This is a genomic window from Frigoribacterium sp. PhB107, assembly GCF_003751515.1.
Taxonomy (GTDB): Bacteria; Actinomycetota; Actinomycetes; order Actinomycetales; family Microbacteriaceae; genus Frigoribacterium.
The window spans coordinates 1-13,676 of record NZ_RJKU01000005.1; the positions used below are offsets into that span (position 1 = coordinate 1).

The window sequence follows — 13,676 nt, forward strand, 5'->3', positions numbered from 1 at the left end:
TGGTACTGCAAGGGGGACCTTGTGGGAGAGTAGGACACCGCCGGACTCCTTTTGATAGAAGAGCCCCTCCACTGGAGGGGCTCTTCTTGTTTAACCCGACTGCTGCCCGCCGACGATCGGCAGCCAGCACGGGCAGATCGCGAAGAGCGAGGCCCCGAGAAGCGGGGCTGCGCCGGTAGGATCGTGACCGATGTCTGCTCCCTTCTCCACCGCCTCCGGCGCCGATGTGCGCGTGCGGTTCTGCCCCTCTCCCACCGGGACTCCCCACGTGGGTCTCATCCGCACTGCCTTGTTCAACTGGGCCTACGCGAGGCACCACGGCGGCAAGCTCGTGTTTCGCATCGAGGACACCGACGCCAGTCGGGACAGCGAGGAGAGCTACGAGCAGATCCTCGACGGTCTGCGCTGGCTCAAGCTCGACTGGGACGAGGGGGTCGACGTCGGCGGACCGCACGCGCCGTACCGGCAGTCGCTGCGTCATGACATCTACCGCGACATCATCGACCGGCTCCTCGAGCGTGGCCTCCTCTACGAGAGCTACGCGACGGGTGAAGAGATCGAGGCGCGCAACATCGCTGCCGGTCGTGACCCCAAGCAGGGCTACGACAACTTCGAGCGCGACCTCACGGACGAGCAGCGCGCCTCCTACAAGGAGGAGGGGCGTCAGCCGGCGCTCCGTCTGCGCGTGCCCGACCGCGACCTCAACTTCGACGACCTGGTGCGCGGCGAGATCACATTCCCCGCCGGCTCGTTCTCCGACTTCGTCGTGGTCCGCCCGAACGGCGTCCCGCTGTACACGTTCGTCAACCCCGTCGACGACGCGCTGATGGGCATCACGCACGTGCTGCGCGGAGAGGACCTCCTCTCGTCGACGCCTCGCCAGATCGCCCTGTACGAGGCGCTTGTCGAGCTGGGCGTCACCGAGTTCGTGCCGCGCTTCGGCCACCTGCCCTACGTGATGGGCGAGGGCAACAAGAAGCTGTCGAAGCGCGACCCTGCCTCGAACCTGTTCCACCACCGCGACCGCGGCTTCATCCCCGAGGGCCTGGTCAACTACCTGTCCTTGCTCGGCTGGTCGCTCTCGCACGACCGCGACGTGTTCAGCCTCGACGAGATGGTCGCGGCCTTCGACGTGACCGACGTGAACCCCAACCCGGCTCGGTTCGACCTCAAGAAGGCGGAGTCGATCAACGGGGACCACGTCCGCCTCCTCGAGGTCGGCGACTTCACCCAGCGCCTGCTGCCCTACCTCGACGGCGTCGTCAGCGACCCGCCCACCGAGGCCGAGGCCGCCGTGCTCGCGCAGGCCGCACCGCTCGTCCAGGAGCGCATGACGCTGCTCGGCGAGGCGAGGGGGATGCTGTCGTTCCTGTTCACCGCTGACGACGAGCTCGAGTACGACGACGACGCGACGGCCTCGCTGCCGGAGTCGTCCGCCGACGTGCTGCGCGCCTCCTCGGCTGCCCTCGACGGGGTGCAGGAGTGGACGCACGCCGCGATCCAGGACGCGCTCAAGGCGGCGCTCGTCGACGAGCTCGGCCTGAAGCCGCGGGTCGCCTACGGCCCGCTGCGCGTCGCGCTCTCGGGGCGACGGGTGAGCCCGCCGCTGTTCGAGTCGATGGAGATCCTGGGGCGGGAGTCGACGCAGGCGCGCATCCGGCGCCTCCTCGAGCGATCATGACCGATCAGGGTGCCGGCGAGGGCGCGGCCGACCCGCGCTGGGACGTCGTCGTCGTCGGGGGAGGGCCGGCGGGGCTCAGCGCGGCGCTGAACCTCGTCCGTGCCCGGCGCCGCGTGCTGCTCGTCGACAGCAACCGCCCACGCAACTCGGCGACGCTGCTGTCGCACGGGTACCTCACCCGCGACGGCATCTCTCCGCTCGAGCTGCGCAAGCTCGGCCGCGAGGAGTTCCTCGCGTACGAGGAGGGCGAGCACTGGCAGACGATGGCCACGAGCATCAGCCGTGGTGACGACGGGTTCGTCGTCGACTGCGAGTTCCGCGGGCAGCAGCGTCGCGCCCTGGCCGACGTGGTGCTGGTCGCCACCGGGCTGCAGGAGACGCTGCCGGCGATCGACGGCCTGCGAGCCTTCTACGGCACCTTCGTCCACAGCTGCATCGAGTGCGACGGCTACGGCAAGCGCGATCAGGCACTCGCCGTGATCGGGGAGCACCCCGACCTGGCCGAACGCGCCCTGCTGTTGTCGCAGTGGAGCGACGACCTGGTCGTCTTCACCCACGGCTCCGCCGACGCGGTGACCGAGGCCGAGGAGGCGCAGCTCGCCTCCCGCGGGATCCGCGTCGACCGCCGCCCGATCGCGTCGCTGCAGGGCGACCGCGAGGGGCTCACGGGAGTCGAGCTCGAGGGCGGCGAGGTCGTGCCGCGCGAGGGCGGCTTCGTCCGGCCTGCCTGGGCCGGCAAGCTCGAGTACGTCGCACCTCTCGGGGCCGACCTCGACGAGGACGGTCTGCTGGTCGTCGACGACCACGGGCGCACCTCGGTGCCGGGGCTCTACGCCGCAGGTGAGTCCACGGCGCCTGGGCCGCAGCAGCTGATCGTCGCTGCCGGGTCGGGGGCACGAGTCGCGGCCGTCATCAACCGCGACCTGATCGGTGGCCTCGACGAGCTCGGAGATCGTGTAGAGTAGACGCTGGCTCATCTGATGGGCCGCAGTGATGTAGACCTCACGGTCGATATCATTGGGGTATGGTGTAATTGGCAACACGACTGATTCTGGTTCAGTTGTTCTTGGTTCGAGTCCAGGTACCCCAGCACGAGAAAACAAAGCCCCTGACCTGTCGGTCCGGGGCTTTTCTCTTTGTGCTCGTCTGGCCGCCTGCCGGCGGCTGCCGGGCTGCGCCCGGCGGCGCTTCGCGCGCCTCCTCGGGTACGGGGGCGGGGGTGGCGGCGCTTCGCGCGCCTCCTTCGGCGGTGGGCCCAAAGCGGGACAGGTCCGTGCTCGGCGTGGGCGTGGCGCCTGGCGGCGTGGGCGAGGTGTGCTCGATGACTCTCACATCTGAGAATGATCGAGTGCGGAGACTGGCTCAGGAAGAGCGCACCGGGTCTCGTGCACTGCACCGGGACTAGACGCGGTGCGGTGTACGGAATGCGGTGCAGTGGTGGCGGCGGCGGGCGGCGGGTGGACGGAAGGCGGCGCTGCGCGCACCGGCGCGGGGCGGGGATGCACGAAGGCCCCTGCCGGGTGGCAGGGGCCTTCATGGCGGTGCTGCGCAGCGGCGGCGGTGCGGCGCAGCAGGCGCCTACTGCGGGATGGTGGCTCCGAAGCGGGCGGGGAGGGTGCCCTGGTGCGTCGCACGGAGCTCGTCGAGCGAGACCGTGAAGACGTCCTGGATCTCGAGCGACTGCGACGACGCGTCCGTCACGCCGATGCGGGCGACGGGGTAGCCCCGGCCCTCGCAGAGGCCGCGGAACTTGACGTCGTCCTCACGGGGCACCGACACGACCACGCGACCGGTCGACTCCGTGAAGAGCGTCGCCGCGACGTCGAGACCGTCGCGCTCGAGCAGCTCGCCCAGGTAGACGCGGGCGCCGACGCCGAAGCGCAGCACCGCCTCGGCCAGGGCCTGCGCCAGGCCGCCGTCGCTGAGGTCGTGCGCCGCCGCGATGAGCGACTGGTCGGCACCCGCTGCGAGCAGCCCCGCGAGTTGCTTCTCGCCGGCCAGGTCGACGGCCGGCGGGCGTCCGCCGAGGTGGTCGTGCACGGTGCCGGCCCAGGCCGAGCCGTCGAGCTCGAGGGAGGAGGTGCCGAGCAGGTAGATGTTGTCGCCGTCGTCCTGCCAGCCGGAGGGCACGCGCTTCGCGACGTCCTGGATGACGCCCAGGACACCGACCACGGGGGTCGGGAAGATCGGCTGGGTGCCCGTCTGGTTGTAGAACGAGACGTTGCCGCCCGTGACGGGGATCTCGAGCTCGAGGCACGCGTCGGACAGGCCCTCGACGGCCTGCGAGAACTGCCACATGACCTCCGGGTCCTCCGGGCTGCCGAAGTTGAGGCAGTCGGTGACGGCGGCCGGCACGGCACCCGTGACGGCGACGTTGCGGTAGGCCTCGGCGAGGGCCAGGCGGGCGCCCTGCTTCGGGTCGAGCTGGCACCAGCGGCCGTTGGCGTCGGTCGCGATGGCGAAGCCGAGGCCCGACTCCTCGTCGACGCGGACCATGCCGCCGTCGTCAGGGAAGCTCAGGGCCGTGTTGCCGAGCACGTAGGTGTCGTACTGGTTCGTGACCCAGCTCTTGTCGGCCAGGTTGGGGGAGCCGAGCAGCTGCAGGAACTGGGCCCGCACCTCCTCGGGCTCGGTCGGACGCGGCAGCGTCGCGGCCGTGTCGGCCTGCAGCGCGTCGATCCAGGACGGGTAGGCGACGGGTCGCTCGTAGACCGGGCCGTCGACCGCGACGGTGCGCGGGTCGACGTTGACGATCTCTTCTCCGTGCCAGTTGATGATGAGCCGGCCCGTGTCGGTGACCTCGCCGAGCACGCTCGTCTCGACGTCCCACTTCGAGGTGACGGCGAGGAACGCGTCGAGCTTGTCGGGGCTGACGACCGCCATCATCCGCTCCTGGCTCTCGCTCATCAGGATCTCTTCTGCGGTGAGCGAGGGGTCGCGGAGCAGTACGTCGTCGAGCTCGATGAACATGCCGCCGTCGCCGTTCGAGGCCAGCTCGGAGGTGGCGCAGCTGATGCCGGCCGCCCCCAGGTCCTGGATGCCTTCGACCAGCTCGCCGCGGAACAGCTCGAGGCAGCACTCGATCAGCACCTTCTCGGCGAACGGGTCGCCGACCTGCACCGAGGGGCGCTTCGTCGGGCCGCCCGACGAGAACGTGTCGGAGGCGAGGATGGAGGCGCCGCCGATGCCGTCGCCGCCGGTGCGCGCCCCGAAGAGCACGACCTTGTTGCCCACGCCCTTGGCGTTGGCCAGGTGCAGGTCTTCGTGGCGGAGGACGCCGACCGCGAGGGCGTTGACCAGCGGGTTGCCCTGGTAGACGGCGTCGAAGTAGGTCTCGCCGCCGATGTTCGGCAGGCCGAGGCAGTTCGCGTAGAAGCTGATGCCCTGCACGACGCCGTCGACGACGCGCTGCGTGTCCGGGGCGTCGATGGCGCCGAAGCGCAGCTGGTCCATCACGGCGACCGGACGGGCGCCCATCGAGATGATGTCGCGGACGATGCCGCCGACGCCGGTCGCGGCGCCCTGGAACGGCTCGATGTAGCTGGGGTGGTTGTGGGACTCGACCTTGAAGGTCACGGCCCAGCCACCTCCCACGTCCACGACGCCGGCGTTCTCGCCCATGCCGACCATCAGGTGCTTTGTCATCGCCGGCGAGACCTTCTGGCCGAACTGGCGGAGGTAGATCTTGCTCGACTTGTAGGAGCAGTGCTCGCTCCACATCACCGAGTACATCGCCAGCTCGCCGCTCGTGGGGCGGCGGCCCAGGATCTCGCGGATCTGTGCGTACTCGTCGGCCTTGAGGCCGAGTACCTCGTACGGCTGGTGCTTGTCGGGCGTCGCAGCCGCGTCGGCGGTCGTGTCGGGCTTCGGGCCCTCGGGACGGACGTCGATCAGCTCGGCGCGGTCGTTCTCGGTGCTCACTTGGACAGGGCCCTCTCGATGACGGACGTGAAGAACGTGAGGCCGTCGACGCCGCTCGACATGGCGTCGGGCATGTCGGGGCCGAAGCCGGGCTCGGTGGCGTGCTCGGGGTGGGGCATCAGGCCGACGACGTTGCCGCGGGCGTTCGAGACGCCGGCGATGTCGTCCATCGAGCCGTTGGGGTTGACCCCGACGTAGCGGAACGCGACCTGGCCCTCGCCTTCGATGCGCGCGATCGTCTCGTCGTCCGCGATGAAGCGGCCGTCGGCGTTCTTGAGGGGGATCGTGATCTCCTGGCCCTCGGCGAAGCCGTTCGTCCAGTCGGTCGACGCGTTCTCGACGCGGAGCACCTGGTCGCGACGGATGAACTGCTGGTGCGCGTTGCGGGCGTGGGCACCGGGGATGAGCCGCGCCTCCGCCAGCATCTGGAAGCCGTTGCAGATGCCGAGCACGGGCATGCCCGCGTTCGCCGCGTCGACGACCTCGGTCATGATCGGAGACAAGGAGGCGATGGCACCGGCGCGCAGGTAGTCGCCGTAGCTGAACCCCCCGGGCAGGATGATCGCCTCGACGCCCTGCAGGTCGTGGTCGCCGTGCCAGAGGGCGACGGGCTCGCCGCCCGCGAGGCGGACCGCGCGCTGGGCGTCGCGATCGTCGAGCGAGCCGGGGAAGGTGACGACGCCGACGCGCATCAGACGGCGGGCGCGGCGTCGAGCACGGTGATGCTCACCACGTCTTCGATGACCGAGTTCGAGAGCACGTCGTCGGCGAGGGTGCGCACGTCGGCGAGCACCGCCTCCGTCACCTCGCCCTCGACGGTCAGCTCGAAGCGCTTGCCGATGCGGACGTCGGTGAACTGCTGACGGCCGAGACGGGAGAGGGCGCCGACGACGGCCTTGCCCTGGGGATCGAGCAGTTCAGCCTTGGGCATGACCTCGACGACGATTGTGGGCACGTTTCAACTCCTGCGGGCTGGCAGCGGGTGGACGCAGCGAGTCTATCGGGACGGTGCCGCCCGGCCGGGCGTCGGGCGGCGTCCTCGCGCCGGGCTGCGTGCCCGCCCGAGGGGTGTCGACGGTGATCAGCAGATCCCGAGGCGGCTCCCAGCGTCGTCATCGGATCGGCACGCACCATTGATCTCAGCAGCAGGGACACGGCCTCGTGATCGGGCCTCCTGCTGCATCCGGTCGAGGGTTCCTGATCCGCCCGACGCCGTAGGACGCCCGGCCGATCCCCCCGTCGGCCGGGCGTCACCCTTCTCTCCCCGGGAGCCCCTGCTACAGCCTGGGGCGCGTGCGGCCGAGCAGCCAGAGCGCCGCCGGCAGCGCCACGGCACCGGCGATCGCGTTCCGGAGGTCGAGGCCGTCGAGCATCACCGCGAACGGCGGCGCGACGACCAGCACGGCCGACACCGCGACGACGAGCGTGCTCGGGCGGCGGTGCCCCGAGGGCACGGGGCGCGGTGCCCCCTCGAGGCGTCCGACGACGAGCGACAGCGCGCACGCGAGGCCGAGGACGAGCAGCACGACGGGGATCCGCGTCCACCACCAGGACGCCGACGCCGGCTCGGGCAGCGGCCCGCCCGTGGCGAGGACGATGCCGGTGACGGCGATCAGCAAGGGCAGGTGCCAGAGGTAGACCGTCATGCCGCGGCTGCCGACCGCGAACACGACGGCCCGCGCGGCACGCGTCCGCATCAGCCGGGCCAGTGCGGGATGCAGCAGCGTCAGCACGCAGATCTGCCCGACGCCGAGCACCATCAGCGGCACGGCCGGCGGGTTGAGGTTCGTCAGCATGTCGTCCGACCACGGCCCCACCGTCGTCAGCGCCGGCAGCGACGCGGCGCAGGCCAGCGCGATGCCCGCCAGCAGGAGGCGCGGGGCGCGCCCGAACCACCCGCTCGCGTAGGCGAACCCCAGCTGCTGCACGAACAGCCACACGAACACGAGGTTGAGCAGGCCGACGTCGGTCACCAGCGTCGTGTACCGGACCGAGTCGACGAGCAGGGCCGCCGTCGCGAGCCCGACGAAGGTCGCCGCGGGTCGCGTGGCGTGCAGCCGGGCCATCACGGGCACGGCCACCTGCGTGATGCCGTAGGCGGCGAGGAACCAGAGCGGGGTGCCGATGCCGGTGACGGCCGTGTCGAGCAGGGCCGGGTCGACCCCGAGCAGCGTGGCGACCGCCAGGGCGACGGCGAGCACCACGAAGAGCGCGGAGGCGGGACGGGCGAGGCGCAGGAGGCGACCGCGCACGAAGTCCGCACCGTCGCCTCCTCGTCGCTGCGTGCTCGCCCAGGCGGTCGCGCTCGCGAAGCCGCCGACGACGAAGAAGAGCGGCATGATCTGGCCGACCCAGGTCGAGAACGCGAACCACGGCTGCTGCTGCAGCGGCTGCGACGCGACGACCGCGCCGTCGGGGTCGCGGCCGACGCCGACCATGAGCACGTGGATCACCACCACGAGCAGCACGCAGACGACGCGGGCGAGGTCGACGACGAGGTCGCGGCCGGCGAGGGCGTCGGCGGGCGGAGCCGGGGAGGCGCCCACCGGGTCGGTGCCGCTCGGTGCGGCACCCGAGGTGCGGCCCTGGCTCTGCGAGTGACGCTCCGTCGACGTGCTCATCTCCGCACCGTAGCGACCACGGGAGCCGGGTGGGGAGACCGGTCGGTGAATTCCTCCTCGGGGAGGACCCGGGCGCACGGCACCGTCGAGTCGCTCGGTGCCCGGGAAGGGACGTTCTGGACGGGGGCCCGCGGTCAGGTCGTCCCTTCTCGGTCAGAACGCGGCGGGGAGCCCCGCCTCGGGCGCCGGTCAGCGGACGACGGCCCCCACGAACTCGATCTCGACCCGGGCGCTCTTCGGCAGCGCCCCCACCTGGTAGGCGGCACGAGCCGGCAGCACGCCCCCGCCCGCGGAGAAGACCTCGGCGTAGACCTCGTTCACGACGGCGAAGTCGTCGATGTCGGCGAGCAGCACCGTCGTCTTGACGACGTGGGCGATGCCCGAGCCGGCCGCCTCGAGGACCGCGGCGCCGTTGCGGAGCGACTGGGCCGCCTCCTCGCGCACCCCCGGCCCCGCGAACGCGCCCGTCGCCGGGTCGATCGGCAGCTGTCCGGAGACGAAGACGAGGTCGCCGACGACGACGGCCTGCGAGTAGGCGCCGACGGCGGCGGGTGCGGCGTCGGTGTGCACGGCGTGGACGGAGACGCCGGTGCGGGCAGGGTGGTCGGTACGGGTGTCGTCTGCGGTGGTCATGCGCGTCCTCCCAGGACGGTCAGGGCCGCGTCGAGCGCGGCCGGGGTGGTGGTGGCGTGCACGCTGAGGCGCACGCGGTCGTCGCCGTGCACGGTCGCCGTGACCCCCGCGGCGTCGAGCCGGGCGCCGACAGCGGCGGCCTCGCCGGCAGGCACGCCCGCGACCACGATGCCGGCCCGGTGCTGTCGCTCGACGGGCGAGAAGACGGGCACCCCGGCGGCGTCGAGACGCGCGACCAGATCGCCCGCCGTGTCGGCGACCCGGGACGCGACGACGTCGACGCCGACCTGCTCGAGCTGCTCGAGGGCGGTCGCGAGGGCGCCCGAGGCGAACGGCGAGCCGTTCGTGACCGAGAAGCGCTGGGCCCCGGAGAGGGCGGCGTGCGGCACGCCGTCGTAGCGCGACGGCCCCTCGACGCCGGTCCAGCCGCCGAGCACCGGCCGGAGGCGGTCGAGCGCCCGGGGGGAGAGGGCGACGAAGCCCGTGCCCCAGCCCGCCCGCAGCCACTTCTGGCCGCCGACGACGAGGGCGTCGGCGAGCGACCAGTCGGCGTCGAGGACCCCGAACCCCTGGATGCCGTCGACCACGAGGAGGCGGTCGCCGGCTGCCTCCCGGAGGCCCGCGAGGTCGGCGACCGTGCCGGTGCGGAAGTCGACCGCGCTCACCGCGACGGCGACCGTGTACGGGCCGACGGCGGCGGCGACGCGCTCGGGCGTCACGGGAGCGAGCGGCTGCCCCGGCACCGGGGGCAGGTGCCGCACGGTGGTGAGGCCCGCCTCCTCCGAGCGCCACCAGGCGTAGAGGTTCGACGGGAACTCGGCCTGGCTCACGACGACCTCGCCGCGCGGCAGGCCGAACGCGACCTGCAGCAGCCCGAGGGAGGTGCTGCCCGCGAGGGCGACGCCGGCCCGGTCGACGCCGGTGAGGCGCGAGACCGCGGCGAGGGCGCGCTCGTCCTCGGCGTGCAGGCCCGCCGACGGGACGCCGGCGCTCGCCGCAGCCGCGAGGCGGCCGATTGTCTCGACGACGTCGCGGGAGGGCGGCCCGTAGCTGCCGAAGTTCAGGTAGCCCACCGGCTCCGCGAACGACGACAGGTAGGTGTCGAGGGCGCTCGACGTCCCGGGGTGGGTCGAGGTCACTGCAGCACCCGCTGGAGGAACTGCCGCGTGCGCGCCTCGCGCGGGGCACCGAGCACCTGCTCGACGGGGCCCTGCTCGACGATGCCGCCGTCGGCCATGAAGACGACGCGGTCGGCGACCTCGCGGGCGAACTGGATCTCGTGCGTCACGACCAGCATGGTCATGCCGTCGCGGGCCAGGTCGCCCATCACCTTGAGCACCTCGCCGACGAGCTCGGGGTCGAGCGCCGACGTCGGCTCGTCGAAGAGCAGGAACAGCGGCTTCATCGCCACGGCCCGCGCGATCGCGACCCGCTGCCGCTGCCCGCCTGAGAGCTGGCCGGGGTAGGCGTCGACCTTGTCGCCGAGGCCCACCCGCTCGAGGATGGCGACGGCCTCGGCCCGCGCCTCCTTCGCGGATCGACGCTGCACGCGCACCGGGCCCTCGAGCACGTTGCCGAGCACCGTCAGGTGCGGGAACAGGTTGAAGTGCTGGAACACCATCGCGGTGCGCGCCCGCTGCGCGGACAGCTTGTGCTCGCTCAGCTCGTGCAGCACGCCGTCGCGCAGCTCGAAGCCCATCGGCTCGCCGCCGACCCAGACCTCGCCGGCGTCGGGTTCTTCGAGGCGGTTCAGCGTGCGGAGGAACGTCGACTTGCCCGCACCGGACGGGCCGATGATGCAGACGACCTCGCCGCTGCGCACCGTCATCGAGACGTCGCGCAGCACCTCGTGGCTGCCGTACGACTTGCCGATGCCGAGGGCCTCGAGGACGGGGACGGCGTCGGCGGCGGGCGCCGCGCCTCCTGCGGTCGGGGTGGGCGTCGCGGTCACGGGGTGCTCCTCACGAGGGGGGCGCGGCCGAGGTCGGCGGCGACCTTGCGGCGCAGCGCGCGGGCGTTCGGCGGGCCGCCGGGGCGGCGGTCCTGCCGGTCGAAGCTGCGCTCGAGGTAGAACTGGCCGACGCTCGCGACGCTGACGATGACCATGTACCAGATCGCTGCGGCGATCAGCGTCTCCATCACCTGGAGGTTGAACGACGAGATGTTGTTCGCGGCCTTGATGAGCTCGAGGTAGCCGATGACCGACGCCATCGCCGTGCCCTTGAGCATGTTGATGAAGTCGTTGCCGGTCGGCGGGATGATGATGCGCATCGCCTGGGGCAGCACGATGCGGGCCATGCGCTGCATCGGGGTCTGCCCGATCGACTGCGCGGCCTCGATCTGGCCGCGGTCGACGCTCTTCAGCCCCGCCCGCACGATCTCGGCCATGTAGGCGCTCTCGTTGAGGGCCAGCCCGAGGAACGCGGCGACGAAGGTCGTCATGACGTCGTTCGTGCTGACGTCGAGGAACACCACGTCGGTGAACGGCACGCCGACGGTCAGCCGCGGGAAGATCAACGCGAGGTTGTACCAGAGCAGGATCTGCAGCAGCACGGGCAGGCCGCGGAACAGCCAGGTCCAGCCGGCCGCGAAGGCCTGCGCCACGGGGTTCTTCGAGATCCGCATCAGGGCGATCACGACGCCGATCACGACGGCGCTGACCTGCGCGACGACCGCGAGCACGAGGGTGCCGACGAGGCCCTGCAGGATGATCGGCGAGATCAGGTAGTACGGGATGTCGCCGTACGCGATGTCTCCCTGCGATGCCCCGTAGGCGAGCGCGACGAGCACCACGACGATGACCGCCGCGCTGACCCAGCGGCCCCAGTGCTTCAGGCGCACCTGCGGCAGCAGCTCACGCCCCGCCGAGGAGGCGCGGGCCGGGTCGACCGTGTCGGCCCCGGCCCGCGATCCGGGCTCCGTCACGGCTACTTGCCCCCGTTGACGGTCGCCTCGGTGACGCTGCCGGAGGTGATGCCCCAGGCGTCGAGGACCTCGCCGTAGGTGCCGTCGTCGATCAGCGAGTCGAGCGCCGCGGCGATGGCGTCGCGCAGCTCGGGGTCGTCCTTGTTGACGCCGATGCCGTAGGGCGCGCCGTCGATGACGTCGCCGGGCACGACCTCGAAGGCCTGGCCGTCCTGGGCGGTCTTCGAGATGTAGACGGCGCTCGGCAGGTCGTTGACGATGGCGTCGATGCGGCCGGTGCGCAGCTGGGTCTGGTTCTGGGCGTCGCTGTCGGTGACGGTGATCTCGAGCGGCTCCTCGCCGTCCGACTCGCACTGCGTGCTCGTCGCCTCAGCGAACTCCTGCTGGCTCGTGCCGGTGACGACCGCGATTGTCTTGCCGCAGAGGGTGTCGGGGCCGGTGATGTCGGCCGGGTTGCCCTTCTGCACCATCAGGGTGATGCCCGAGGTGAGGTAGTCGACGAAGTCGATCGCCTGCTGGCGCTCGGCGGTGTCGTTCATCGCGGCGATGGTGACGTCGACGCGGCCGGACTGCAGGCTCGTGATGAGCGAGCCGAAGTCCTGGTTCTGGTACTCGACCTCGAGGCCGAGCTTCTTGCCGATCGCCGTGATCAGGTCGTGGTCGGAGCCGATCACGGTCGAGCCGTCGGCCGCGTAGAAGTTGTTCGGCGCGGACTGCACGTTCGAGCCGACCGAGAGGGTGCCGGCGTCGGCGATGTCGGAGGGGAGCTGCGAGGCGAGCGAGTCGTCGACCTCGACGGCGTCGAGCAGCGCGCTCGTGTCGGGGATCGTCGAGGACGCCGACGACGAGGCGTCGTCGGTCGCGTCGCCGGGCTGCGGGGCGCTCGGGCCGCCGCACGCGGTCAGCGTGAGGGCCAGGACGGCGCCCGTCGCGACGGAGCCCCAGAGGGCAGGGCGGAGGCGGGGCCTGAGGGTGGTCGATCGGGTCATGGTCGAGCCTTTCGTGAGCGTCATCGGTCATCGGAAGCTAGCCGATCTCTCGCCACGATGAGAGAAAATTATCACAATGCGACGAATCTGTTACACACCGGTAACCTGGGCCCATGACGACAGCCAGCAGCGCCACCGTGGTCGACCGCAGCCGCGTGCTCCGGACCGAGTTCGGGCCGTACCTGCCGCTGATGGACTTCCTCGCCGAGCTGCTCGGCCCGCGCACCGAGATCGTGCTGCACGACACGAGCGACCTCAGCCGCTCGATCGTCGCCCTCACGAACGGGCACGTCAGCGGCCGCAGCGTCGGCGGCCCCGCGACCGACCTCGTGCTCAAGGTGCTGCAGAACCACGAGCACGACGACCGCGACTACCTCGCGAACTACCTGGCGGAGTCGCGCACCGGCGGCACGTTCCGCTCGTCGACCTTCTTCATCCGCGACGCGGGCGGCGACGTCGTCGGGATGCTCTGCCTCAACATCGACGACGAGCCGCTGACCCGGGCCCGCGACCTGCTCGCGGCGATCACCGCGACGACGGGGCTCGTGAAGGGCGCGGAGCAAGGAGGCGCCGGTGCGGGGCCGGGAGGCGCGGGCGGCACGGGCGGCGCCGCCGGGGCTGGCGACGGCGCCCGTGCCGCCTCGTCCGCCGGCGTCGTCGAGCGGCTCAGCACGAACGTGGACGAGCTCGCGCTCGACGGCGTGGCCCGGATCGTCGCGGCGCAGGGCGTCGAGCCGCACCGCATGACGCCCGACGAGAAGGTCGCGGCCGTGCGCGAGCTCGAGCGGGCGGGGGTGTTCCTGCTCAAGGGCGCGGTGGCGCAGGTGGCCGACGCGCTGCACGTGTCCGAGCCCACGGTCTACCGCTACGTGAAGCAGGTGCGGCGCGGCGACTGAGCGCCGGGCG

At 71.7% G+C, this 13,676-nt stretch carries 12 protein-coding genes and 1 tRNA gene; 4 read left to right on the plus strand and 9 right to left on the minus strand.

The features are described 5' to 3' along the window. Positions 1 to 190: 190 nt before the first annotated feature. The 3 genes from gltX to EDF18_RS15475 all read left to right on the plus strand — a co-directional run bounded on the left by gltX (position 191) and on the right by EDF18_RS15475 (position 2,771). Complete coding sequence (gltX, locus tag EDF18_RS15465) at positions 191 to 1,681, plus strand: glutamate--tRNA ligase (RefSeq protein ID WP_123548748.1); 1,491 nt, start codon at positions 191 to 193, stop codon at positions 1,679 to 1,681. Continuing rightward, positions 1,678 to 2,646 carry an NAD(P)/FAD-dependent oxidoreductase gene (locus tag EDF18_RS15470; protein WP_123548749.1) on the plus strand — a complete coding sequence of 323 codons (969 nt, stop codon included), beginning with the start codon at positions 1,678 to 1,680 and terminating at the stop codon, positions 2,644 to 2,646. The genes gltX and EDF18_RS15470 overlap by 4 nt, the downstream gene beginning before the upstream one ends. Positions 2,647 to 2,699: 53 nt before the next feature. Further along, a tRNA-Gln gene (locus EDF18_RS15475) sits at positions 2,700 to 2,771 on the plus strand. A 488-nt stretch (positions 2,772 to 3,259) separates the two neighbouring features. On the opposite strand, the gene purL is transcribed toward EDF18_RS15475, so the two are convergent. The 9 genes from purL to EDF18_RS15520 all read right to left on the minus strand — a co-directional run bounded on the left by purL (position 3,260) and on the right by EDF18_RS15520 (position 12,770). Further along, the gene (gene purL, locus EDF18_RS15480) at positions 3,260 to 5,572 is read right to left on the minus strand and encodes a phosphoribosylformylglycinamidine synthase subunit PurL (protein ID WP_123548852.1); all 2,313 of its coding nucleotides are present in this window, start codon (positions 5,570 to 5,572) and stop codon (positions 3,260 to 3,262) included. A 26-nt stretch (positions 5,573 to 5,598) separates the two neighbouring features. After that, positions 5,599 to 6,294 carry a phosphoribosylformylglycinamidine synthase subunit PurQ gene (purQ, locus tag EDF18_RS15485; protein WP_123548750.1) on the minus strand — a complete coding sequence of 232 codons (696 nt, stop codon included), beginning with the start codon at positions 6,292 to 6,294 and terminating at the stop codon, positions 5,599 to 5,601. Next, a complete protein-coding gene (purS, locus tag EDF18_RS15490; protein ID WP_123548751.1) occupies positions 6,294 to 6,557 on the minus strand; it encodes a phosphoribosylformylglycinamidine synthase subunit PurS in 264 nt (87 codons plus the stop codon). The genes purQ and purS overlap by 1 nt, the downstream gene beginning before the upstream one ends. Before the next feature lie 322 nt (positions 6,558 to 6,879). After that, positions 6,880 to 8,223 carry an acyltransferase gene (locus EDF18_RS15495; RefSeq protein ID WP_123548752.1) on the minus strand — a complete coding sequence of 448 codons (1,344 nt, stop codon included), beginning with the start codon at positions 8,221 to 8,223 and terminating at the stop codon, positions 6,880 to 6,882. A 189-nt stretch (positions 8,224 to 8,412) separates the two neighbouring features. Next, a complete protein-coding gene (locus EDF18_RS15500; RefSeq protein WP_123548753.1) occupies positions 8,413 to 8,856 on the minus strand; it encodes a Rid family detoxifying hydrolase in 444 nt (147 codons plus the stop codon). Next, complete coding sequence (locus EDF18_RS15505; RefSeq protein ID WP_123548754.1) at positions 8,853 to 9,995, minus strand: aminotransferase class V-fold PLP-dependent enzyme; 1,143 nt, start codon at positions 9,993 to 9,995, stop codon at positions 8,853 to 8,855. The genes EDF18_RS15500 and EDF18_RS15505 overlap by 4 nt, the downstream gene beginning before the upstream one ends. Continuing rightward, positions 9,992 to 10,807, minus strand: coding sequence for an amino acid ABC transporter ATP-binding protein (locus tag EDF18_RS15510; RefSeq protein ID WP_304983181.1), 816 nt, complete (start codon positions 10,805 to 10,807; stop codon positions 9,992 to 9,994). Before EDF18_RS15510 ends, EDF18_RS15505 begins: the two co-directional genes overlap by 4 nt. Then, a complete protein-coding gene (locus EDF18_RS15515; protein WP_123548755.1) occupies positions 10,804 to 11,781 on the minus strand; it encodes an amino acid ABC transporter permease in 978 nt (325 codons plus the stop codon). The genes EDF18_RS15510 and EDF18_RS15515 overlap by 4 nt, the downstream gene beginning before the upstream one ends. Positions 11,782 to 11,783: 2 nt before the next feature. Further along, a complete protein-coding gene (locus EDF18_RS15520) occupies positions 11,784 to 12,770 on the minus strand; it encodes an ABC transporter substrate-binding protein (RefSeq protein ID WP_123548854.1) in 987 nt (328 codons plus the stop codon). A 113-nt stretch (positions 12,771 to 12,883) separates the two neighbouring features. Between EDF18_RS15520 and EDF18_RS15525 the strand changes: the two genes are divergently transcribed. After that, a complete protein-coding gene (locus tag EDF18_RS15525; protein ID WP_123548756.1) occupies positions 12,884 to 13,666 on the plus strand; it encodes a transcriptional regulator in 783 nt (260 codons plus the stop codon). Positions 13,667 to 13,676: the final 10 nt, after the last annotated feature.

Coding starts and splice junctions, on each gene's coding strand:
- gltX (WP_123548748.1), top strand. CDS start 191: ATGTCTGCTCCCTTCTCCACCGCCTCCGGCGCCGATGTGCGCGTGCGG.
- EDF18_RS15470 (WP_123548749.1), top strand. CDS start 1,678: ATGACCGATCAGGGTGCCGGCGAGGGCGCGGCCGACCCGCGCTGGGAC.
- purQ (WP_123548750.1), bottom strand. CDS start 6,294: ATGCGCGTCGGCGTCGTCACCTTCCCCGGCTCGCTCGACGATCGCGAC.
- EDF18_RS15495 (WP_123548752.1), bottom strand. CDS start 8,223: ATGAGCACGTCGACGGAGCGTCACTCGCAGAGCCAGGGCCGCACCTCG.
- EDF18_RS15500 (WP_123548753.1), bottom strand. CDS start 8,856: ATGACCACCGCAGACGACACCCGTACCGACCACCCTGCCCGCACCGGC.
- EDF18_RS15520 (WP_123548854.1), bottom strand. CDS start 12,770: ATGACCCGATCGACCACCCTCAGGCCCCGCCTCCGCCCTGCCCTCTGG.
- EDF18_RS15525 (WP_123548756.1), top strand. CDS start 12,884: ATGACGACAGCCAGCAGCGCCACCGTGGTCGACCGCAGCCGCGTGCTC.